The 22616-nt window shown below is 40.7% G+C and carries 14 protein-coding genes and 1 pseudogene; 5 read left to right on the top strand and 10 right to left on the bottom strand.

Features of this window, described 5'->3' with window-relative positions; genetic code table 11:
- Nucleotides 1–164: 164 nt before the first annotated feature.
- On the top strand, nucleotides 165–3644 hold the full coding sequence (locus tag ACRAD_RS06630; RefSeq protein ID WP_005025891.1) for an indolepyruvate ferredoxin oxidoreductase family protein: 3480 nt from the start codon (nucleotides 165–167) through the stop codon (nucleotides 3642–3644).
- A gap of 335 nt (nucleotides 3645–3979) precedes the next feature.
- Here the strand turns inward: ACRAD_RS06630 and ACRAD_RS06625 are convergent, their stop codons facing one another.
- From ACRAD_RS06625 to ACRAD_RS06605, 5 genes and pseudogenes are all read right to left on the bottom strand, one after another.
- Nucleotides 3980–7117, bottom strand: coding sequence for an efflux RND transporter permease subunit (locus ACRAD_RS06625; RefSeq protein WP_005025887.1), 3138 nt, complete (start codon nucleotides 7115–7117; stop codon nucleotides 3980–3982).
- Nucleotides 7107–8345, bottom strand: coding sequence for an efflux RND transporter periplasmic adaptor subunit (locus tag ACRAD_RS06620; RefSeq protein ID WP_005025884.1), 1239 nt, complete (start codon nucleotides 8343–8345; stop codon nucleotides 7107–7109). Before ACRAD_RS06620 ends, ACRAD_RS06625 begins: the two co-directional genes overlap by 11 nt.
- A pseudogene (locus tag ACRAD_RS16720) lies at nucleotides 8346–9671 on the bottom strand (TolC family protein). It lies immediately after the preceding gene.
- Between the two features lie 47 nt (nucleotides 9672–9718).
- Complete coding sequence (locus ACRAD_RS06610) at nucleotides 9719–10129, bottom strand: cation efflux protein, CzcI-like (RefSeq protein ID WP_197736764.1); 411 nt, start codon at nucleotides 10127–10129, stop codon at nucleotides 9719–9721.
- Between the two features lie 172 nt (nucleotides 10130–10301).
- Nucleotides 10302–11570, bottom strand: coding sequence for an MgtC/SapB family protein (locus tag ACRAD_RS06605; protein WP_005025875.1), 1269 nt, complete (start codon nucleotides 11568–11570; stop codon nucleotides 10302–10304).
- A gap of 612 nt (nucleotides 11571–12182) precedes the next feature.
- Between ACRAD_RS06605 and aspT the strand changes: the two genes are divergently transcribed.
- Together aspT and ACRAD_RS06595 are read left to right on the top strand one after the other, a co-directional pair.
- A complete protein-coding gene (gene aspT, locus ACRAD_RS06600) occupies nucleotides 12183–13868 on the top strand; it encodes an aspartate-alanine antiporter (RefSeq protein WP_005025873.1) in 1686 nt (561 codons plus the stop codon).
- 48 nt (nucleotides 13869–13916) lie between these two features.
- On the top strand, nucleotides 13917–15518 hold the full coding sequence (locus ACRAD_RS06595) for a bifunctional aspartate transaminase/aspartate 4-decarboxylase (RefSeq protein WP_005025870.1): 1602 nt from the start codon (nucleotides 13917–13919) through the stop codon (nucleotides 15516–15518).
- A 274-nt stretch (nucleotides 15519–15792) separates the two neighbouring features.
- Here the strand turns inward: ACRAD_RS06595 and ACRAD_RS06590 are convergent, their stop codons facing one another.
- Complete coding sequence (locus ACRAD_RS06590; RefSeq protein WP_005025868.1) at nucleotides 15793–16704, bottom strand: bestrophin family protein; 912 nt, start codon at nucleotides 16702–16704, stop codon at nucleotides 15793–15795.
- Between the two features lie 195 nt (nucleotides 16705–16899).
- Between ACRAD_RS06590 and ACRAD_RS06585 the strand changes: the two genes are divergently transcribed.
- Complete coding sequence (locus ACRAD_RS06585) at nucleotides 16900–18204, top strand: type II toxin-antitoxin system HipA family toxin (protein ID WP_005025864.1); 1305 nt, start codon at nucleotides 16900–16902, stop codon at nucleotides 18202–18204.
- Complete coding sequence (locus ACRAD_RS06580) at nucleotides 18197–18475, top strand: helix-turn-helix domain-containing protein (RefSeq protein WP_005014332.1); 279 nt, start codon at nucleotides 18197–18199, stop codon at nucleotides 18473–18475. Before ACRAD_RS06585 ends, ACRAD_RS06580 begins: the two co-directional genes overlap by 8 nt.
- 26 nt (nucleotides 18476–18501) lie before the next feature.
- Here the strand turns inward: ACRAD_RS06580 and ACRAD_RS06575 are convergent, their stop codons facing one another.
- From ACRAD_RS06575 to ACRAD_RS06560, 4 genes are read right to left on the bottom strand one after another with little or no spacing between them, the layout of a single operon-like run.
- The gene (locus ACRAD_RS06575; protein WP_005025862.1) at nucleotides 18502–19488 is read right to left on the bottom strand and encodes an NAD(P)H-dependent flavin oxidoreductase; all 987 of its coding nucleotides are present in this window, start codon (nucleotides 19486–19488) and stop codon (nucleotides 18502–18504) included.
- A gap of 18 nt (nucleotides 19489–19506) precedes the next feature.
- Nucleotides 19507–20298 carry an enoyl-CoA hydratase-related protein gene (locus tag ACRAD_RS06570; protein WP_005025860.1) on the bottom strand — a complete coding sequence of 264 codons (792 nt, stop codon included), beginning with the start codon at nucleotides 20296–20298 and terminating at the stop codon, nucleotides 19507–19509.
- Between the two features lie 21 nt (nucleotides 20299–20319).
- Entirely contained in the window at nucleotides 20320–21243 is a 924-nt protein-coding gene (locus tag ACRAD_RS06565; RefSeq protein ID WP_005025858.1) for a 2-hydroxyacid dehydrogenase, read from the bottom strand.
- On the bottom strand, nucleotides 21240–21995 hold the full coding sequence (locus tag ACRAD_RS06560) for a class II aldolase/adducin family protein (RefSeq protein ID WP_005025856.1): 756 nt from the start codon (nucleotides 21993–21995) through the stop codon (nucleotides 21240–21242). Before ACRAD_RS06560 ends, ACRAD_RS06565 begins: the two co-directional genes overlap by 4 nt.
- Nucleotides 21996–22616: the final 621 nt, after the last annotated feature.

Genomic DNA, 22616 nt, shown 5'->3' with positions numbered 1-22616 from the left:
CCAGTATGGATCAACCACAATGACATTAATGTACATACATTAATCAGTTCCATTATTTTTAATTAAACTGATCAATCCTTTTTTAAGTATGTCATTTACTCCAAATATTCAACCGGATGTTGAACATAAAGTAGCTTGAACTACAAGATTCTAAGGAGACATAAATGAATATATCTACAAAATTTACTCCAAATAAGATTTTAACTAAGGACGTATCACTTGAAGACAAATATCTAAGTGATAACGGTACTGCTTACATGACAGGTATCCAGGCATTGGTGCGTTTACCACTCGCGCAAATACGGCGGGATACTTTAAACGGTTATCATACTGCTGGTTTTATATCTGGTTATCGTGGTTCCCCTTTAGGGAATTATGACAATTTTCTCTGGCAGGCTGAAAATATACTTAAAGACCATCATGTTGTTTTTCAGCCTGGTGTAAATGAAGATCTAGCTGCTACTGCAATTTGGGGTACGCAACAAGCCAATCTCGCAGGTCAAGGTAAATATGACGGGGTAACCGCCTGGTGGTATGGCAAAGGCCCTGGTGTAGATCGTTCTGGAGATGTACTCCGTCATGCCAATCTTGCAGGAACATCAAAGCAAGGTGGCGTGGTTGCCTTCTTTGGAGATGATCACTCTTGTAAATCTTCTAGTATTCCACACCAGTCAGAACATGTCATGATTGGTTGTGGCATTCCAATTTTTTATCCTACTTCAATACAACATATTCTTGATTTAGGTGCTCATGCGGTAGCAATGTCACGCTTTGCAGGTGTATGGACTTCGATGAAATTAGTCAGTGAAATCGTCGAAACCTCTGCTTCTGTTCATGTTAATTTAGATCGGGTCATTCCTGTATTACCCAAAAATATTCAAATGCCTGAAGATGGCGTAAATATTCGTTGGCCAGATCACGGCATTCAGCAAGAAGAACGTCTTTATAAATATCGCTTACCCGCTGTGTTGGCTTATGCGCGTGAAAATGAACTGAATCAGGTGACATGGCATTGTCCTGATGCACGTATTGGTATTGTAGCAAGTGGTAAAGGTTATTTAGATACAATTGAAGCGTTACGTATTCTAGGAATTGAAGGTCAGACAGCCCAACAGCTCGGACTGAGAGTATACCAAGTTGCGCTGATTTGGCCCCTGGAACCTCAAGGTCTTCGTGAATTTGCCGAAGGTTTAGAGGAACTTATCGTTGTAGAAGAAAAACGCCCTATCCTGGAAGCACAGATTAAAGACGAGCTATATGCACTTTCAGATGCCAAGCGCCCTCGTGTCATCGGTAAAGCCTGTGATGGAAAGGGTGAATGGAGTACATCTATTGATGAAGCGCCTTTGATTGGTCATTATGAATTTCAGCCTGAACCTATTGCCAAAATGCTGGCAGCTCGATTCTTGAAACTGGAGATTCCAGAAAGCTTAAAAACACAAATCCAAAACAGAGTTGAGCTGTTAGAAAAAGCAGAACAGGAATCACGTCGTGTTCTTGATATTGCAGAACGCAAACCTTTCTTCTGTAGTGGCTGCCCTCATAATTCATCAACCGCATTACCAGAAGGTAGCCGTGCATTAGGGGGAATTGGTTGTCATTTTATTGCTGTTTCACTGGATCGTGGTACAGAGACCTTCTCGCAGATGGGTGGTGAAGGTGTGAGTTGGGCTGGTGCCTCTCATTTCACCAACGAAAAGCATATTTTTGCTAATCTGGGAGATGGAACTTATTTCCATTCAGGTTATCTTGCAATACGTCAAGCAATTGCTGCAAAACTCAATATTACCTACAAGATTCTCTATAACGATGCAGTAGCAATGACCGGCGGGCAGCATGTCGATGGTCATCTCAGCGTGGCGCAGTTAACACGACAACTTGATGCTGAGGGAATCAAAAAACAAGTGATTGTTACAGATGAACCTGAGCTGATTCATACAGAAGAAGGTATTGCGCCTCACGTAGAAATTTACCACAGAAATGAGTTGGATGATGTTCAACGCAAATTACGTGAAATTTCAGGCGTTACGGCGCTAATTTATGTTCAAACTTGTGCCAGTGAAAAACGCCGCCGCCGTAAACGCAACGCTTATCCGGATATTGCAGAGCGAGTCTTTATCAATACTGATATTTGCGAAGGCTGTGGTGACTGTTCCAGAAAATCTAACTGCTTATCTGTTGAACCCGTTGAAACAGCGTTAGGAACGAAACGACAAATCAATCAGAGTAGCTGTAATAAAGACTTCTCCTGTGTAGAAGGTTTCTGTCCAAGTTTTGTGACAGTCCATACTCGCGATATGAAACGCCCGGAAATATTCAAAGGTATAGAAGCTGGCTGGCCTGAGAAGCCAATTCTTCCTGAACTCGATCAACAACCAGTACGTATAATGGTCGGTGGTGTTGGTGGTACAGGTGTGGTTACCGCAGGCGCTTTACTTGGAATGGCTGCTCATTTGGAGGGTAAAGCTGCACGTATTATGGATATGGCTGGACTGGCTCAGAAAGGTGGTACGGTTTATTCTTACGTACAGCTCGCTACAGAAGATGATCAAATCTCTGCTACCAAGATCCCTGCTGGTCAATGTAATCTTTTAATCGGTGCAGATCCTATTGTCGCAGGTAGCAATGCAGCACTTTCTCGCTTAAAGGCCGAGGCTATGGTAATAGTCAATGAAGATGGTTCCCCTACATCTGATTTCCTTGAGTCTCGTGACTGGTATGCTCCCATTACTGACTTGATTAATCGGCTGCGTAATCGCACTACACAAGGAAAACTCTTATCTTTGCCCGTAACACGTATTGCTACACTAGTGCTGGGTGATGCAATCTTTGCAAATCAGATACTACTTGGAATGGCTTGGCAATCAGGTCAGATCCCGTTAAATCGTGAAAGTATTGAAAAGGCCATCTATCTTAATGCCACTGCAGCTGAAAAAAATCTTGAAGCTTTCCGCATCGGTTGTCATCTGATGAGTGATCCTGACTTAGCAAAACGCATTATTGCAACAATAACAGTAAAGAATAAACCAGCTACATTGGCCGAATTAGTTGAAGACCGCTCTTCTCGCCTTGTCGAGTACTGGAATCAGGATTATGCAGCCCAGTATCGAGCACTTGTGGAACAGGCTGCCAAAGTCTTACCAGAAGACCTGGCTGAAACAATAGCGACTCAGCTATATAGAGTCATGGCATATAAAGATGAATACGAAGTTGCACGCTTACTCACAGGAAAAAGTTTTAAACAGTCTATTGAAGCGCAGTTTGGTCAAGGTCTGCGTTTAACTTATCATTTAGCACCTCCAGCTTTGGGGGCTCATGGTACTATACGCAAACGTGCTTTCGGATATTGGATGCGCATTCCAATGATGATTCTTGGACGACTGCAGTGGCTTCGGGAAACGTTCCTTGATCCCTTTGCGTTACAGCAAGAACGACAAAAAGAACAGGCTTGGCGTGATCGTTATATCACATTTGTGAAATCCATTACTTCTGCACCTGAAAATTATGATTTATCTGTTGCTCAGCAAATCGCTAAATTACCTGCAGATGTAAGGGGTTTTGGCCCTGTCAAAATGCAAGCAATGGAAACAGCAATACAATGTTGGGATGAGCTTTCGTTAAGTCTCCATAGAGCTGATCAATAAACAGGATAAGTGTATATAGTAGCTGAAACAGGATTAAACCCAGACTTGAATCTTGCTGTACCTGTTCAGCTACTTAATTAAGCTATACAGAAATAAATCTCATGGCTTATTTAATACATAGCCCCTATTTCACCATTCAGCATTTTTTATATATAAGTCTTTTCATGTGAATTCGTTCTACTCTCTGAGGATTATTATTCTAAATAGCAGTTAAAGCTTGGACCTACTTCTCCTGAAGTCACTTATTATATATTTACACTTTTGAAATTTTTCTACTATAAAATTACCTTTAAAAGAAAGCCTTTGAACAGTCAAAGGCTTTCATAAGACTCACTTTACCTCTGAGGACTATTCACCCATCTATAGAGAATAGGCAACAGTACAAGTGTGAGCAAGGTAGACGATATAATTCCACCGATGACTACAGTTGCAAGGGGCCTTTGTACTTCAGCACCTGTACCTGTAGCAAGCGCCATAGGAACAAAGCCCAGTGATGCCACGCAAGCCGTCATTAATACAGGACGCAATCGTAAAATCGCCCCCTGCCATACCGCTTCATGCAAGTTGTACTTCAAGCGTAACTCTTTAATAAACGTCAGCATTACCAGACCATTCAGTACAGCCACACCAGATAAAGCAATAAATCCAATCCCTGCTGACATGGATAATGGAATATCTCTCAGCCAGAGAAACAGAACTCCTCCCGTCAATGCAAAAGGAACACCTGTGAATACCAGAAAACTGTCTTTCATATTATGAAAAACTGCTATCAATAAAATAAAAATCGTAATTAGAGCCAATGGAATAACAATTTGCATACGGGTTTTAGCTGAAGCCAGATTTTCAAACTGGCCACCATATTCTATCCAGTAGCCACTTGGTAAATCATAGGTTTTAAGCTGTGTCTGCAAGTCACTGATAAATGAGCCCAAGTCTCGCCCTTCAACGTTGGCAGTGATAACCATACGGCGTTTACCGTTCTCACGACTTACCTGATTGATACCTTCAATACTGGCAACTTTTGCGACATCAGACAATATAATACTGCCGCCATTTGGGAGTCGTATTGGCAATTGGGAAACATCAGCCACATTTCTGTCCTGATCTCTTAAACGAATAACGAAATCAAAACGGCGGTCTCCTTCCAGAATTTCTCCAACCTGCTGTCCGCCAATGGCAGTAGCTATCACATCTTGAATAGATTTAACACTTAAGCCATATTGCGAAGCTAAAAACTTATCAACCTCAACATTGAGTAAAGGCAAACCTGAGGTTTGCTCAACCTTTACCGCACTGCTTCCTGCGACCTGCTGAATAATTTTGGCAATTTTAGCAGCCTCGCCATTGAGAACTTGCATATCATCACCAAAAATCTTGACTCCTACATCGCTACGTACCCCTGAAATTAACTCATTAAAACGCAGCTCAATCGGTTGAGAAAATTCACTGTTATTCCCCGGAATTGTTGCAAGGTAACTTTCCATCCGGGATCGGAGCTCATCAATGCTCTCTTTAGGGTCAGGCCATTTTTCATTTGGTTTAAGCATGATATAGCCATCAGAAATATTAGGTGGCATGACATCTGTTGCGACTTCAGCGGTGCCGGTACGTGCAAATACTGCTTTAATTTCAGGAAAATTCTTTAATAAAAGCTTTTCTGTGTTTTCCTGCATACGTAAAGATTCTTCTAATCCTGTACTAGGAGAACGTAATTGTTGTACGGCAAAATCACCTTCACCAAGCTGTGGCGCAAACTCGCTCCCAAGTTTAGTAGTTAAAACACCTGTAACCACCAGAAGACAAATAGCAAATGTTAAGACTACTGCTTTATATTCATAAGCAACATTTAAAGTCTTTTCATAAGATTTCTTGAGCGAAGTCATCCAGCCACTTTCAGTTTCGCGAATATCTCCTTTAACCCATAAAGCGACTGCAGCAGGGACAAAAGTTATAGACAGAATCATTGCAGCAATCAGTGCCAGGACTACAGTCAAAGCCATCGGATGGAACATTTTCGCTTCTATACCACTTAAAGCAAAAATTGGTAAATACACCACTAAAATAATAAGCTGCCCGAAAATCAGGGGACGTCGTGCCTGTCGAGCAGCTAAAAACGCCTCTTTAAATCGCTCACTTTGTGTTAATGGACGTTTAAGTAACTGCTGTGCATGGGCCAAACGGCGTATACAGTTTTCAACAATTACCACTGCACCATCAACAATAATTCCAAAATCTAGTGCCCCCAGACTCATCAAATTAGCACTAATATTTTTTTGTGCCATTCCTGTTAAGGTAAATAGCATGGAGAGCGGAATAACGCAGGCGGTAATCAGAGCTGCTCGTATGTTTCCCAAAAATAAGAATAGTATAACAATAACAAGTACCGCTCCCTCAACCAGATTTTTCTGTACAGTTTTAATCGCTTTTTCAACCAGAGACGTACGGTCATAGACCGTTTCTATAAATACTCCCTTGGGTAAACTGTTTTGAATATCCCGGATTTTGGCATCTACCGCTTTAGAAACAGTCCGGCTATTTTCTCCCATTGCCATCATGGCAATTCCCAGAACAGTTTCTTCACCATTATAGGTTGCGCCACCTGTTCTTAGATCATGTCCTATGGAAACTTGCGCAATGTTACTGACCCGAATGGCACGACCACTGGAACTGGTGACTAAAGTATTCTCAATATCTGAAATGTTGTTGAGTGTGCAAGGAATACGGACTGTAAGTTGCTGTCCATTATCTTCAATAAATCCTGCTCCTCTATTTTCATTATTTTGGTTTAGAGCCTGCTGTAGCTGTTCTAAAGAGATATTAAGCTGTTGCATGTAGCTGAAGTCAGGTGATACCACATAGTTTTTTTCAAAACCGCCAATACTGTTCACTTCAGCCACACCTTGTACACGCTGCAACTGAGGCCGAACTACCCAATCCTGAATTTCACGTAAATCCATAGCGGTATAAGCAGTTCCATCAGATTTTTTCGCCTTTGGCTCTGCTCTTAGTACCCATTGATAAATTTCTCCAAGCCCTGTAGAAACAGGTGACATGATTGGACTGGTTTGTGCCGGTAACTCTGCCTGAATCTCTTGTAACCGCTGGTTAATCTGCTGACGTGCCCAATAAATATCGGTACCATCTTCAAATACAATGGTAACTTGAGACAGTCCATAGCGGGAAATAGAACGAGTTAATTCCAGATCAGGAATTCCGGCCATTGCATTTTCAATGGGATAAGTAATACGTTGTTCTACTTCAAGTGCAGTAAACCCATTTGCCTGGGTATTAATCTGTACTTGGGTGTTCGTAATATCTGGTACTGCATCAATAGGTAACTTTTGATAACTGTAAATTCCAACTGCAATCCAGATACAGGCAAACAGCATGACCCATATAGCATGTTGAATAGAGAACTGGATAATACGTTCAAACAGGCCTTCTGCTCTTGGCAGTTCAGAGTTAGTGTTCATGACCGGCCTCATCTTTTTCCAGTTCAGACTTCAGCAGAAAACTACCTTCACTAATATACTTCTTGCCGTTAGCAAGCCCGGAAATTACCTCAAGCCATTCCCCGTTACCTGAGGCTTGGCCCAATTTCACCTGTTGAGCCTTTAGATGAACCTGTCCTTTTTCTTCAGATTGCAAAATAAAAACGGTATCTTTGCCTTCAATACGTTGTACGGCTGCTTTTTTTACCCGAAGAGACGTTTTAGCAGCAGGCTTGGCCATCAAAACACTCACTAATACATTAGGACGTAAACTGGCAGACTGCGTATCAAGCTTGGCACGGACTATTAGCCGCCCTGTCTGACTGTCTGCCTGCGAGGTTAAACTTTGTATTCGTGCAGTATGGGTCTGCTCTGTACCCATTAGTTTAAATAAAACTTTCTGTCCGGCTTGTAGTGGTCCTGCGTATTGAGCGGGTAAAGTAAACTCAAGCCATAAATTATTGAGCTGTTCAATGACAAAAATTTGATCAGCCAATTGGACATTTTCACCTACTACAATATCTTTCTGACTAATGACACCAGAAATCGGTGCCCGAATAACAAAGCGCCCATGAGTATTACTACTTGCCCCTAAGGCATTTAAGCGTGCCTGTGAGGCTTGTACAGCAAGCTGTGCCTGACGGTATGCATTTTCAGCACGCTGATAATCCTGTTTGGCTGAAATACCCTGTGTCCAGAGCTGCTGTTCACGTTGATAGTCTTGTTTGGCAAGCTGAAGATTTGCCTGTGCCATACGTAAATTTGCCTGCTGATCAATCAGTTCAGGAACCAAAAGCACGGCTAGAGTTTGTCCTTTTTGAACACTTTGCCCTAAAGACACCTTTACTTGCTCAACATGACCACTGAAACTCGGCGATACATGAGCTTGCTGGTCAGTATTTACGACCAGTTTACCTGGCAACAGAGTAACCTCTTCCACTGGGCCTGTAGTTGCTATGGCGACTTTTAGACCCTGTTCAGCCATTTGCCGGGCTGTCAGTTTTATCTCGCCTTCCTTTTCCTTAACATGCTCTTCTGTCGCATGAGCCTCAGCCTCGCCGTCTCCGGTATGTTCATCCTCATGTCCATGTTCAGCAGTTCTCGTTTCCTGCTTATTTAACCAGATGATCAGGCTGACCAGTGCGGTTAGTGCAATCAGAATCGCAATCATGAGAGGCTGGGATAATTTTCCATATTGTTTCAAGTTCATTTATCGTGTCCCCTCATTAATTAAATTCTGTAATGTTTCAGCCGCACTTTGATTTAGTTGTATGTAGGCATCAGAACGGCTGATTTCTTCATAGCTTGTTCCAATACTCAGGGCTTCAGCACCAAGTGCACTTTGCCAGGCTTGCCGTAATGTCTGTAACATTGCCAAACGTAGACTGTACAGTTGTGAAGTCGCCTGCTGGACATCTGTAATTGACAATTTACCTGCCTTAAAACCCTGTAAAGTTCGGCTCTGGACTTTTTCAGCCAAGTCAATTTGACTTGTAATCAGTTCATATTGATTCCGTAAAGCCTTGAGCTGATGCATGCTATTTGCAATATCAAGTATTTGCTGTTTTAGTTCACGCTGCTGCTGTTGATTCAGCAAGATCTGCTGCTGTTGCGCAATAGGAATAGTATATTGCTGACGGTCGAAAAGATTAAGGGGAAGATCGACCCCCAGTGTTAACACCGTCTCATTATTTTCATCAGGAGACCTTGTACGGTTCATCCCTACATTTAAGGCGGGCTGTGGACGAGCTTGAACTTTTAAACGTTCAATCCGGTAATTGGACTGCCGAATATTTAAAGCATAAAGTTTTTCTAGCCATCCTTCAGAAATATAATGCTGTACTGTCTGATTACTCTGATCTGGCCAAGGAATAGAAGTTTTGCTTAAATCAATTTGTGCATAGGTTTCACCCCATAAATTTGAGAGTTGACGCCCTGCCTACTGCTGATTTAATACAGCCTGCTGATAAAGCCGTTCCATTTCTAACGCTTCAATCTGAGCCCGCTCATAATCAACCAGAGCAATGCTTCCTGCCTGATAGCGCTTCTGGGCACTCTCTAAATTAGCTTTACTTACTCTAAGCTGCGATGCATAAACAGTACGTTCCGTTTCTGCAATTGTTAACTGTGACCATGCATATCTGACAATTAATTGGCTTTGCGCATTCCATAACTGTTGTTGCAATTGCAGCTGCTGACCTGATGTATTGGCTATGGCCTGGCTAAGCTTGCGCTGACCAAAAATATCTAAGGGCTGGCGAATACCGAGGCTGAATTCCTGCTCCTGATCTGAACCGAATCCTGACTGTTCAACCGTTAGGCTCGGATTTTGCCATAATTCGCTTTGGCGAATATTTAAATCAGAAATTTGTGCATAATGCCGAGCTATTTCAGCTTGTGCCTGATAGCTCTGTACTTTGGCATACGCAGATCCAAAATTGCTAATATTTTCAGCATAACTATGTGATGGCACAATAACTGTAAATAGACAGGCCATCAGAGCATGACGTAATAACGTCCTTGACTGTAAAGACATGATTTTTCCCACTTAATTAAATTTAGAAGTGGTGAGAATGTTTTAGGCTACCCCACCATAAGCGGGGAAAATTCGGGAGGTGGACTTTGCTGAAACAGGTCAGGTGCCTGATAGCTGTTCTTCCAGTGAAACTCTGGAATGACATGAGTTTCAAAAACTGGAATTAAAACCGAGATTTTTTCATTTTGCACAATCAGATGCGTCATGGAAGGCAGATGATCCTGATGATCTTCACCAAGCTTTAAATTATTATTCTTTATGTCTTTATGATCTGATTGGGTATCATGCTTATGCGGGCGGTCATGACTGATACATAGGGTATTTTGATGATGGCCAAAATGATAACTCTGCTGTACTAAAGTTTGCTCTTCATGGACGCAAAAGGCCGCTGCCACGTTCCAAAGACTTTGGAACATGAATAATCCAACCAAGACTGTAATCCATGTGGTAGACCGCATACGGTACTTTAACGAATTAAATTGCTTGTTATTATAGAGAGTATGTGTTGGCTAGCAAGTTCTATGTAGTTCTTATTGAGAATCGGCTCATTTGAACGATATTTTTAATAAATTTAGCTGTTTTGGTAAAATTGCAAAAGTACTTCAGAGATCTGGATTTTAAATTATGCTTTCAGATTAAGATTTGATGAAAGTAAATAATCAGCATTATAACAACCGCCATATGAACAACTTGCACAGGTGCAAAATATAAAAAAAACTTCCAGCCACCGGTTAGAAAGGCATTAATACTTTTTGAAAGTGCATGTGCAGCCAAACCAATGACAACTGCATAAATCAGAGTCAAATTAGCTGGGTTTCCTTGTACTACTACCCCGGCCATAGCAGCATGAACTTCAAATAGTGACGCTAAAAAAGTGCTCAAGATTAAGCCTTTATCTCCTAATATAAGATTTGCTCCATAAATTCCGGCCTGAATGAGAGTGAGGCTAACTGCAATAATGACGGCTTCCTTGAGACTAAACATGCGGTCATCTGCTTGATCAACTTGTTTTATTAGACGGGTATCTGAATGATTTGACCGGTACATAAATAAGCCTGTAGCAGCACATAGTATGCCTATCCCAGCCAGACTTGGGATAAAAAGCAGTTTGAACCACATTAAACTTACACCTGAGACAATCAGCAGTAATTGCAGTAAAGTCGCTACACATGACATCAGAGCAGCACCGGCATTCACTTTGGCAGTGGCTTCTCCGGAGCGGACTTGCATGCCAAGACTGGCGATAGTGGCAGTACTAGAGACAAAACCTGAAGCTAGAGCAGATAAAATCAATGCTTTGTCATTTGATAAAATGCGTTTTGCCACATGTGCCATAGATTGCACAATAAGGATTAAAACCAGTAATTTTAAAATGACATATGGGTTTAGTACTGAACCCCATAGGGGTTTATTTGGCATGATCGGTAAAGCGATCAAAATGAGGGCCAGTAAAAGGAGTCCATCCCGGAGTTCATAATCTCGAATGGTTTTTCCAGCAAAGCGATGAAGGCTAGTTTTCCCCATTAAAATAAGGGTAAGCAATACTGCCATACTGGCTGCTAATGGAATATTCCAGATGCACGCCGCCCCAATAAGGTAGGTCATTAAAAAAGCCAGTTCAGTGGTGGAACCAATATCTTCTTTTTGTTGAGATAAACTATACAGGCAGAACAGGCTTACGGCTATTGCCCCCACTACTCCAACATACGGGTGTATAACAAAACACAAAGCCCCCAATAAGGCGCTGATCGTAAAAGACCTTAATCCCGCGAAACTTTGTTCATTGCGGGTATTTTTATTACGTTCCCGCTCTAGCCCGATTAAAAGACCACATCCTAATGCAGACAATATAATTGTGAGAAGCTCTTGAAAAGTTAGACTTTGCAAAAGAATATTCAAATGCCTTTCCTTTTATCAGTTCATATTTATCTTTATAAGATATTATTATTAAAAAGCAACCAATTTAAAATACATAACTGATTGAACCAATAAAAGTATAATATTATCGAATGAAAAAACTCAGAATCCTAAAGAAATAATTAATTTTATTATTCTCATCTTTATAAAAATTTCAGTTTTTAGTAAAAAGACCAAGCAACTATAAAATATTTTTGAATTATTAAAGATATATTACATTTACCTATTAATTATTTAAGCCTAGCATGAATATTAAATAATTTAATTAAATTAACTTTAATCAATTAATTATGTTTAATTTTTTCTCAAAATTTTATTTAAAACCCAACATAAAATTTTACAATTTACTATTAAATAAAAGTTATTTTAAAAATTTTATAATCTAAAAATAATTAATTATTATCAATATCTTAATTTTAATTATATAAGTTATCTTTATATTATATAATAATTAAGCCATTGAAATTAATATATATTTGTACTTAAGTAAAGTAAATTTGTTTTCTCATAATTAGAATAGTAGTTTAAGTAAATATTTAAAAAAACCATGATTCTCTACCTAAAAATATATTAATAATGAAGTGAGAATATAAGATGATTGAATGGTTACAACATGAATTAAGTCATAGTCCAGAAATTTTATTATTTTTATCACTTGCAATTGGTTTCTGGATTGGTCAGTTTCAATTTGGCAGATTCCAGTTTGGTGGCGTTGCTGGTTCGCTTCTTGTTGCAGTGGTTTTAAGCCTGATTGGTGTCTCTGTAGATAATGGTGTAAAAGCGATTCTTTTTGCGTTATTTATTTATGCTGTAGGTTTTGAAAGTGGACCGCAATTTTTTAAATCATTAGGACCACACTCTATTAAAGAGATTCTGCTTGCAGTATTTATGGCAGTGAGTGGCTTAATTACGGTACTGCTCATGGCCAAGCTTTTCCATCTGGACAAAGGGCTGGCAGCAGGACTAGCGGCAGGTGGCATGACGCAGTCAGCTATTATTGGTACTGCTGGAGATGCAATATCACGACTGGATTTACCTCTTGCTGAAATACAAAAGCTACAGGCAAATGTCGCAATTGGCTATGCAGTAACTTATATTTTTGGGTCACTTGGCGCAATTATTATCTGTGTCAATATTCTTCCTAAATTTATGGGAAGAGAAATCCATGATGATGCCCTGAAAGCACAATCTGAACGTTTGAAAGGTGCTTTTGAGCTGGCTCCGGGTCAAGAGCTGGCTATTCCGGAAATAGTCGGACGTATTTATCAAGTCAAACAGGGTAATGGTCTGAAAATAGAAGAACTTGAGGCCAAACAATCTAGCACTACCATCGAACGCTTAAAACGTGATGACCAGTTTATCGATGTATCTCCAGATATCATTTTGCAGACAGATGATATTGTACTGATTGTAGGGCGACGAGCTAGTGTGGTTGCAATTTCTGAGTATATTGGTCCAGAGCTACAGTCTTCTCCTGGTATGGAAATGGTGATGCAGACCACGGATGTAGTACTCAGAAATTCTAAATATCTTAATCATAGCTTGGGCGAGGTAAAGGCCAATACGCCTGCCTATTTGAAACACGGTATATATGTACTTGGTATCAAACGAAATAATGAAACACAGGTTCTAAATGATGATCTGGTTTTGAAACCAGGTGATGTAGTCACAGTATATGGAACAAAAACCGATCTTGAGCGGTTAGTAAAAGAAGCCGGAAAAGCTTTACCTGAGAGTTTAAAAACAGACTGGATGTTTCATGGAGCAGGTCTTGTAGTCGGTTTGGTTATTGGCCTTTTTGTTATTCGTATTGGAGGGGTGCCCCTTACTTTAGGTGCAGGTGGAGGTGCGCTACTTTCTGGCCTGTTATTTGGATGGTTACGTAGCCGTAATCAAGTGCATGGCAATATGCCTTTAGCAGCATCACAGCTACTTAAGGATTTGGGACTTGCAGGATTTGTCGCTGCTGTCGGGCTGCAATCAGGCTTACAGGCGATTCAGACCATCAAGCAAAGTGGTCTATCACTATTTATGATTGGTGTGGTGGTTACTGTTGTTCCTCTTATCCTTTCAATGTTCTTCGCCCGTTATATTCTTCGTTATGACAATGTCGCCATTATGGCAGGTGCATTATCAGGTGCACGCAGTGCCAACCCCGCTTTTGGTGGTGTATTGGATAAAGCCGGAAACTCTATACCTACCGTACCCTTTGCTATTACCTACGCCCTAGCAAACGTTTTTTTAACCTTACTCGGTCCAATTATTGTCGGATTAGCCTAAAAATTGTTTCAAGCATTTTAAGATCACTATTCACTAAGGAGATTTCCCATGGGGAATGTAGATTATTCTAAATATTCAAAACTTAGCCCATTCGAGTTAAAAGATAGCCTGATTGCTTTGGCACAGAGTAAGCGGGACCGCTTAATGCTCAATGCTGGACGAGGAAACCCTAATTTTCTGGCTACCCTGCCACGTAGGGCTTTTTTTCAATTAGGTTTATTTTCTGCCACAGAATCAGAATTTTCATTTTCTTACATGCCAGAAGGCTTAGGTGGGTTCCCCCGTCCTGTCGGTTTGCAATCACGTTTTGATAATTTTCTCATGCAGAACCGGGATAAACCTGGAGTTTTATTTCTGGGAAAAGCAGTGTCTTATGTGAGAGACCAATTGGGTTTAGATCCAGATATGTTTCTGCTTGAAATGGTCGAAGGGATTCTAGGATGTAACTACCCTGTACCTGATCGCATGCTCCGTGTCAGTGAAACAATTATTAAAGAGTATCTGTTACAGGAAATGGGCATAAAAAGTATGCCCAAGGAAGGCTTGGACCTGTTTGCGGTTGAAGGCGGAACCGCAGCCATGGCTTATATATTTAACTCCTTAAAAGAAAACAGGATTATTAATACTGGCGACCGAATTGCAATCGGCAGACCGATTTTTACGCCGTATCTGGAAATTCCCAAACTGAATGACTATCAGCTTGAAGAAATTTTTATTGAAGCTGATCCCAATCTGGGCTGGCAATATCCTGAGTCTGAATTAAGAAAGTTAGAAGACCCTTCAATCAAGGCATTCTTTTTAGTCAATCCGAGCAACCCGCCTTCTGTCAAAATAAGTGATGAAGGATTGCTAATACTGGCAGATATTGTAAGAAAACGTCCTGACCTGATTATTTTGACAGATGATGTATATGGAACTTTTGCAGATGACTTTAAGTCACTTTTTGCAATTTGCCCAAATAATACTATTTTAGTTTATTCATTCTCAAAGTACTTTGGGGCTACAGGCTGGAGACTTGGCATTATTGCGCTGTCGAATAACAATATCATTGATCAGAAGATTGCAGCGCTTTCAGATCAGGAAAAGCAGGAACTTGAAGAACGTTATTCATCATTAACTACTGAACCAGAAAAAATCAAGTTTATTGACCGTTTGGTAGCAGATAGCCGTAATGTTGCACTGAATCACACCGCAGGTCTGTCAACACCGCAGCAGGTACAGATGGTTCTTTTTGCCCTGTTTAATATGATGGATTCTCGTCAGGCTTATAAAAAAGCTGTCAAGTCTGTAGTCCGGGAACGCGATGCTGCACTTTATAGACAGCTTGGTGTTGAAGTCCCTGAAGATCTTAACGCTGTTGACTATTACACCTTGGTAGATCTGGAAAGAACAGCCCGCATATTATATGGTGACGATTTTGCCAACTGGGTCATGGTCAATAAAAACCCGACAGAATTATTATTTCGGGTAGCAGATGAAACCGGTGTCGTTCTGTTGCCAGGTTCTGGCTTTGGGGTATCCCATCCATCGGCACGTGCTTCATTAGCCAATCTGAATGCTTACCAATATGCTGCAATCGGTGATTCTCTACGACGCTTTGCCGAAGATGCCTATCAGGAATATCTGGGAACTAAAAAAGATGAGTCCTGAAGTTTCTAAGGAAAAATAGTTTTATATCATCATAGGGGTAATCGGGTATTAAAACTCTATAATTTTAATACCCATTTTTATGATTAATTCAAAATTAACCATATGAATAATAATATTATTTCATGATGTAGAAATAACCATCTGATCATTTTAGATGAATTTTATTCTAAAACGAATAAATGCTAGTGAGGAGATTGAAGATTTTGAGTTAAAGAGTTCAGCCCTATATAAATAGCTTTTTTAATTTGCGAAATACCTGTAGCGCAGCACTTGATTAACTTAAATTGCCCCTAATAGGCAAAATAGTATCGGGCAATTCCTCTCCAAGCGAACTCAACATCTCCCGTTCGACCAAGCGTACAATCGAATCAAGTGGCAGATCATTTTCTTCAAGCCCAAAGGGTTCTTCAAGCTGGGCACTTAAAGCATCCAGCCCTAAAAACAGATAAGCAATTAATCCAACTACAATAGGTGTCCATATACCTAAGTCAGCTTCCAGACTAAAAGGTAAAATAAAACAGAAACAATAAACAGTACGGTGTAATAAAACTGAATACGAAAATGGTAAAGGTGTACTTAATATACGGTCACAGCCAGCCTGAATATTACCCAATTCAACAATATGCCGGTTCAATGTACTATAAATGATATCGCTGATCAGGCCCTGCCTCAGGAGTTGAACCAGGTCTTTCTGAATACATTCAAGCACAAACTGTGCAGCATTAATATGCTGATCCAAATGATTCAGTGCTTGTTGCTCCAGCGCCAGATGATGAGTATCTAACTTGAATGGAGTATTGGTTTTTCTCAGGCGATTTCTTAAAAGATGAGTAAAAAACATTACCCTGTACATGAGAATCCGGCGCTCTCGATCAGGTAATACATGAGAATCACGGGCAATATGCCTGGAATTCGCAATAAGGGCTCCCCATAATTTACGCCCTTCCCACCAGCGGTCATAGCAGGCGTTATTTCGAAAACTTAAAAAAATAGAAAGAATAATGCCGAAAATGGTAAACCCTATAGCAGGCACTTCCGGTACATTCAGCATATGATGAGAGGTCAAATAACCAATTACCGCAGAGATTAAAACAACAAAGGTGAGCGCAGGTAAAACTGTAGGCAGTATTGTTCCTTGCCACGCAAAAAGTAAAGCCAGATTACTAGTTTTATCACGAATAATCATAAGATTTAATTGAAAACATTACTTATGTTGAGTGGACTATCTTAAACCATTCTCTATGATTTTTATAATCTATTATCTCACACGCCTGAGTATCTTTTAATCCGGTTAATTTCTTGGCTCATAAATTCATAATATTTTATTCTAATAAATAACTACCCTCTATTCTACTTATTATTTTTATATTATAATAAAAGAATGAATAATTTTTGCACTATACAGATTTATCAGGACCATCAGTGGCTCGATTGTGCTCTAGTAGAATTACTCAATGCTACACACTTGGGGTGGGAGGCAGGAACCCGTACATCTTATCTGTTTGAATATGCTATTTCTTATATGGACTGCCGTGATGCACGAGCAGTGTCTTTTAATTTGCCCGTAAATGTGCAAAGTAATTATGCAGAGACTTGGCCCGCTTTTCTGATGGACCTGTTACCCCAAGGATATGGACGTAAAGAGCTGCTTAAACAGCTGGACTATAATGAAACAGCACAACAAACAGCTGACTGGGCTTTATTAAAGGCCGGTGCCGGTAATCCCATTGGCCATCTTCGTATTAAAGAGGCTCATGATTGGTTAAATGCAAAGTTTCCTGATCCTGACCTGAAGGGTTTTACCCTACATGAAATTGCTGAACGCCGTGAATATTTTATTGAATCATTAGCATCTTATGGACTGTTTGTGGGCGGTTCCTCCGGAGTGCAGGGAGAATGGCCTAAACTATTGCTAACCCAAGCGAATGATGGACTGTTTTATCTGGATCATACCTTGCCAGATGAGCATGCAGCCAAACACTGGCTGGTCAAGTTTAGCCGCGGTGATCATCCCCGGCTAGAAAAAATCCTGGCTCAAGAAGCCTTATATATGCAAGTAGCAGAATATCTTGGTCTGCGAGTGCATGAAAAGCTAGAACTTCATGACCGTACTCTTTTTATTCCCCGCTTTGACCGCCAGACAGTCAATGGGAAGGTCAAACGTATTGCCCAGGAAAGTATTGCGTCACTGAGCAATCAGGCCGGGTTTGGAGTACGCCTTACTCATAACCAGATCTGTATGCTCATCCTCCAAAGCTGTACGTATGCAGAAACTGAAATAGTTGAATATTTAAAAAGAGACATTGCCAATGTAGCTCTAGGAAATAAAGACAATCATACCCGTAATACAGCGATCCAACGCCATGAAAATGGTTTGATCCAGCTTACGCCACTTTTTGACTTTGCGCCAATGTGGTTACATCCTGATGGAATAGCCAGAACCACCCGCTGGGAAAGAAATGATCAGGGCGGCGCTCCATGCTGGGCATCAGTCATTGAGCAGATTCAAACCATTATTCCTATTGCGCGGGATACTCTTCGCTCAGCACTGGCTGAACAGTACCTAAAATATCAAGGTCTGCTCAGTTATATGCAACGTATCGGTATCGATCCGGAAATTATCGAAAACAGCGAGCCAAGAATAGAAAATATCTGTCAGCAACTTCAGGAGCTGAGTCATGGATAAACGTTTTAAATCGATGACGCCGATTGAGCAGATGCAACGGCGCCAGCAGGTACTTGATACTATAGAACAGCATCCAGAGTGGGAAATTCATCAGGTTGCCAGGTATCTGCGGACTGAATTGCGCCTGACCTTAGAGGATATGGCAAAAATTACAAAAATTGCTCCGCAAACACTACAAAAGCTGGAACAGCCGCATAGTAATCCGACCCTGCATTCTATTTTAAAACTATTTAATGCTTTTGGACTGACTTTAGTCATTAAAAAGTGTTAATACCAACCAAAACCAGAATTACTTTTTTATTCATTGGCTCGAATAAATTTTGTCAGTCTGCTGTCAATAATCTGGTTTGCTTCCTGAATAATACGCTCTATCAGCTCTTTACAGGTTGGAATATCATGGATCAGGCCCTGCACTTGCCCCGCTGTAATTAGCCCGGCATCGATATCTCCAGTTTCTAAAGCCAGTTTACCCTTTAAGCCAGAGACATAAGGCTGAATATCTTCAAATTTCAGGTCAGGCTTTTGACTGATCTCCAGCACACGGTCTGATATACTATTTTTTGCTACGCGTGAAGTATTTCGAAAAGGTCTAAGCAACAGATTGGTATCACGTTCGTCATTGTCCAGATAGAACTGCTTGATCCGTTCATGTACGGGCGCTTCTTGTGTTGCACAAAAGCGGGTACCCATATTTATACCTTCAGCCCCCAATGCCAGCGCAGCTACCAGCCCACGCCCATCGGCAAACCCTCCACTGGCGATGATTGGAATGTCAATCTGGTCAGCAGTAGCAGGAATCAAGACAAGTCCAGGAATATCATCTTCACCAGGGTGGCCAGCGCACTCAAAACCATCAATTGAAATTATATCTGCTCCGATTTTCTGGGCAGAGAGTGCATGACGGACTGCCGTACACTTATGAATAATTTTTATACCGTGCTGTTTAAAATGCTGAATATGGTCATGTGGTTTATTTCCTGCCGTCTCTACAATTTTGACTCCGCTTTCAATAATGGCCTGACGGTATTCAGCATACGGTGGTGGTTTCACAGCAGGCAATAAAGTGAGATTTACTGCAAAAGGCCTGCCGGTCAGGTTACGGCAATGTGCAATTTCTTTATATAAAGCTTCTGGTGTAGGTTGGGTCAGTGCAGTAATTGTCCCTAAACCACCAGCATTAGAAACTGCACTGGCCAGTTCGGCAGTTCCTACCCACATCATTCCACCCTGAACAATAGGATACTGAATGCCTAAGAGTTCTGTTACACGCGTATTTAAATTCATTTTTAAATTCTCACCTGATTATTTACCTATGAATAGTGGTGTTCTCTTTTCAGTAAATGCTTTTACTCCTTCTTTATAGTCCTGGCTGTTACTCGCTAGATATTGCAAGTTTTTCTCCAGCTCAAGCTGTTCAGTCAAAGTATGATGAGTAGACCGGTGAATAGCCTGTTTAATGAGAGACAAAGCATAGGTTGGCTGTTGTGCCAATCTTTGGGCCAGTTGCTGTACTTCAGAATCAAACTGTTCATCTGGTACAACCTGCCAGATCAGTCCCAGTTTTTCTGCCTGTTCAGCGGAAATTTTATCGCCTAGTAAGGCCAGCCCCATTGCTTTAGCATGTCCAGCCAGTCGTGGTAAAAGCCAGGTTCCACCGGCATCTGGAATTAGACCAATTTTGCAGAAGGCCTGAATAAAAGATGCGCTCTGTTTAGTAATGACCAGATCACAGGCCAAGGCAATATTGGCACCCGCGCCAGCCGCCACTCCATTAACTGCTGCAATCACCGGTTTAGGGGCGTGGGTAATCGTTTCAATTAGAGGATTATAATATCTAGCCAGTGTACCTTCATTAGGCAATGCAATCTGGTCAAGCTGACCGGCACGCTCTTTCAAGTCTTGGCCAGCACAAAATGCCCTGCCTGAACCGGTTATAATAATGACCCGGACCTGCTCCGAATCGACCAGTTGGCGTATGGCAATTTGAACTTCCTGATGCATTTTTTCATTAAAACTGTTCATAGCTTCAGGCCGGTCTAGCTGTAGTCTACCAATCTGAGCATCTATACTGACTTTAATCGTCTCAAAATCCATTTTTTACTCCTAAGTGTTATTTTAATATCCTCTGGCAGAGTCAATCTGATGGTTTAATGGCTTATGTTCTTTATAACGACGGTCATTTTCCAGAATCTGCTCGACGACAATTGACATTGGCGCATGCGAAGCCACATGAGGCGTAATCAGAACTTTTTCATGAGTCCATAACGGATCGGCTTGCTCAAGGGGTTCCCGTTCAAAGACATCAAGAACTGCCCCCCTTAAATGACCAGAATCAAGTGCTGCAACAAGATCTGGCAAAACCAGATGTTGACCGCGGCCACAATTAATGACACAGGCCTGTTCTGGCAGCTTTTTTAAAACCTGGGCTGATAAAATAGAATGATTCTGTGCAGTTAACGGCAAAAGATTGATCAGGATTTGACTCTTGGCTAAAAAGCCATCTAGCTCTTCATTTCCTGCAAATGATTGAACTCTGTGCAAGTTTTTCTTGGAACGTGCCCAGCCTGAAACCTGATAGCCCATCTGTGCGAAATGGGTTGCTACATATCCCCCCATATGCCCAAGACCCATCACTCCAATCTGGATATCCTGACTGGAGAATTGCCGGTACTGTTTCCATAATTGCTGTTTCTGCTGGTTAATAGCCCGGTCAAACTGACGCTGATAATACAGGACAGCCCATAACAGATATTCAAACATTCCCTTCTGGTGCTGCTCATCAATAACCCGACACACTAGATATGAAGGGTCAATAAGATTTAGATCCAGATGTTCAATTCCTGCCGCAATGGAATGAATGACTTTCAGTTGGGGAAGCTGTTTTAGCTGTTCAATATCCGGAAACCAGCAAGCCGCCGTAGTAGCCTGTTGTGCCTGTTCACTTTCTGGCAGACAATAGGTTCCTTCGGGTGCATATTTTTGAAAGACCTTGAGTAGAATTTTCTCGATTTCAGGTATTTTGCAGGAAATTACTATCATGAACAGTACTCTGCTTTCTGATTTTCAATCAGACTGAGTGCAGCATTCCATGCGTTCAAGATAATTGGCTCTACCGCGGAGCTGTTAAACTGTCTTGCGGTACGTTCACATACTTCGGGCGCAGGATAATGTAACTCAGATCCTCCCGCCAATGCCTTAATCTGTGCCTGACAGGCTCTTTCCAGAAAGTAAATTTCATGGAAGGCACGCTGGATGGTTTCGCCTGCAGATAGTAAGCCGTGATTCCTTAAAATCATGACCCGGTTTTGTCCTAAATCATGAACCAAACGTTCTCGCTCATCGGTAGAGAGTGCCACTCCTTCATATTCATGATAGCTCATCAGGTTATAAAATTTTAAAGCATGCTGGGAAATTGGTAAAAGACCGTGTTTCTGCGCTGAAACGGCAATACCATCGGCTGTATGAGTATGAATTACGCAGTTTATATGTGTATGTGCAGTATGCAAGGCTGAATGAATTACAAAACCTGCCACATTAACTGGTTTTCCCTGATCATAATCAGAAACAATATTTCCATCATGATCGATTTTGACCAGCTGAGAAGCTGTCATTTTATCAAATGTTACGCCGTACTGATTAATCAGAAAGTATTCAGATTGGTCTGGTACTCTCAGGCTGATATGCGTATCAATCAAATCAGTCATGCGATAATAAGCAATCAAGCGATATAGTGCAGCCAGTTGGCAACGTGCTTCCCACTCCGAAGCTGACATCTTGTCTTGTAAACTCATAATCTTGGTCCTTATGACAGAGTTAATTTTATTATTGAGCGAATTAGAACAATTTTTTCTATAATATAGAATTTAATTTCGTTAAGCAAAATCAAATTCTATTATTCAATTAAATCTATATGCATGCCTAATAGTATTAACTATCTAATGTATATTGACTCGCTAGTTTTAATACTATAAGTCTTTGTTTTTTATTTTCTTTCTGCTTTTTCTAACTTATAGCTTTAGTACGAGACATTATTATCTTTACTGCCAGATAATTATTTGTACTGGATTACTGAAGTTAGCCTGCTACAGATGCTTTTCTAGATTCAATCTCTGTTATTGGTTTATTAAGGTATTGGTGCCTTTTTTAGTTTAGTGTTATGAGTATGCTTTCTAGATTTACTTTTTTTAATAAGGTTTCGGTCTATAAAATTAATTTTTTATTTTTTATCTGATTTATATTATTGGGATAGGTTTTCATTCTTTGGAAATTTTTATAAAATTACTTAGGCTATTTTATTAAAATATAAAATAATTTTTCTAGCTATGAGTAAAATAATTACATTTGATAGAAGTGATCATTTATATTTTATATCTATATGTTTTTTATAGGTAAAAAAGCCCATAAGATTGATG

The organism is Acinetobacter radioresistens DSM 6976 = NBRC 102413 = CIP 103788 (genome assembly GCF_006757745.1).
Classification (GTDB): Bacteria; Pseudomonadota; Gammaproteobacteria; order Pseudomonadales; family Moraxellaceae; genus Acinetobacter; species Acinetobacter radioresistens.
Note: the sequence above shows the minus strand (reverse complement) of the source record. Positions and strands in the feature narration are given on the sequence as shown.

Bases quoted from the DNA above. Each gene is read 5' to 3' on its own strand.
- ACRAD_RS06565 (WP_005025858.1), bottom strand. From the start codon at position 21,243: ATGATAGTAATTTCCTGCAAAATACCTGAAATCGAGAAAATTCTACTC.
- ACRAD_RS06620 (WP_005025884.1), bottom strand. From the start codon at position 8,345: ATGAACTTGAAACAATATGGAAAATTATCCCAGCCTCTCATGATTGCG.
- ACRAD_RS06630 (WP_005025891.1), top strand. From the start codon at position 165: ATGAATATATCTACAAAATTTACTCCAAATAAGATTTTAACTAAGGAC.
- ACRAD_RS06610 (WP_197736764.1), bottom strand. From the start codon at position 10,129: ATGCGGTCTACCACATGGATTACAGTCTTGGTTGGATTATTCATGTTC.
- ACRAD_RS06595 (WP_005025870.1), top strand. From the start codon at position 13,917: ATGGGGAATGTAGATTATTCTAAATATTCAAAACTTAGCCCATTCGAG.
- ACRAD_RS06580 (WP_005014332.1), top strand. From the start codon at position 18,197: ATGGATAAACGTTTTAAATCGATGACGCCGATTGAGCAGATGCAACGG.
- ACRAD_RS06625 (WP_005025887.1), bottom strand. From the start codon at position 7,117: ATGAACACTAACTCTGAACTGCCAAGAGCAGAAGGCCTGTTTGAACGT.
- ACRAD_RS06575 (WP_005025862.1), bottom strand. From the start codon at position 19,488: ATGAATTTAAATACGCGTGTAACAGAACTCTTAGGCATTCAGTATCCT.
- ACRAD_RS06560 (WP_005025856.1), bottom strand. From the start codon at position 21,995: ATGAGTTTACAAGACAAGATGTCAGCTTCGGAGTGGGAAGCACGTTGC.
- ACRAD_RS06590 (WP_005025868.1), bottom strand. From the start codon at position 16,704: ATGATTATTCGTGATAAAACTAGTAATCTGGCTTTACTTTTTGCGTGG.
- ACRAD_RS06585 (WP_005025864.1), top strand. From the start codon at position 16,900: ATGAATAATTTTTGCACTATACAGATTTATCAGGACCATCAGTGGCTC.
- aspT (WP_005025873.1), top strand. From the start codon at position 12,183: ATGATTGAATGGTTACAACATGAATTAAGTCATAGTCCAGAAATTTTA.
- ACRAD_RS06570 (WP_005025860.1), bottom strand. From the start codon at position 20,298: ATGGATTTTGAGACGATTAAAGTCAGTATAGATGCTCAGATTGGTAGA.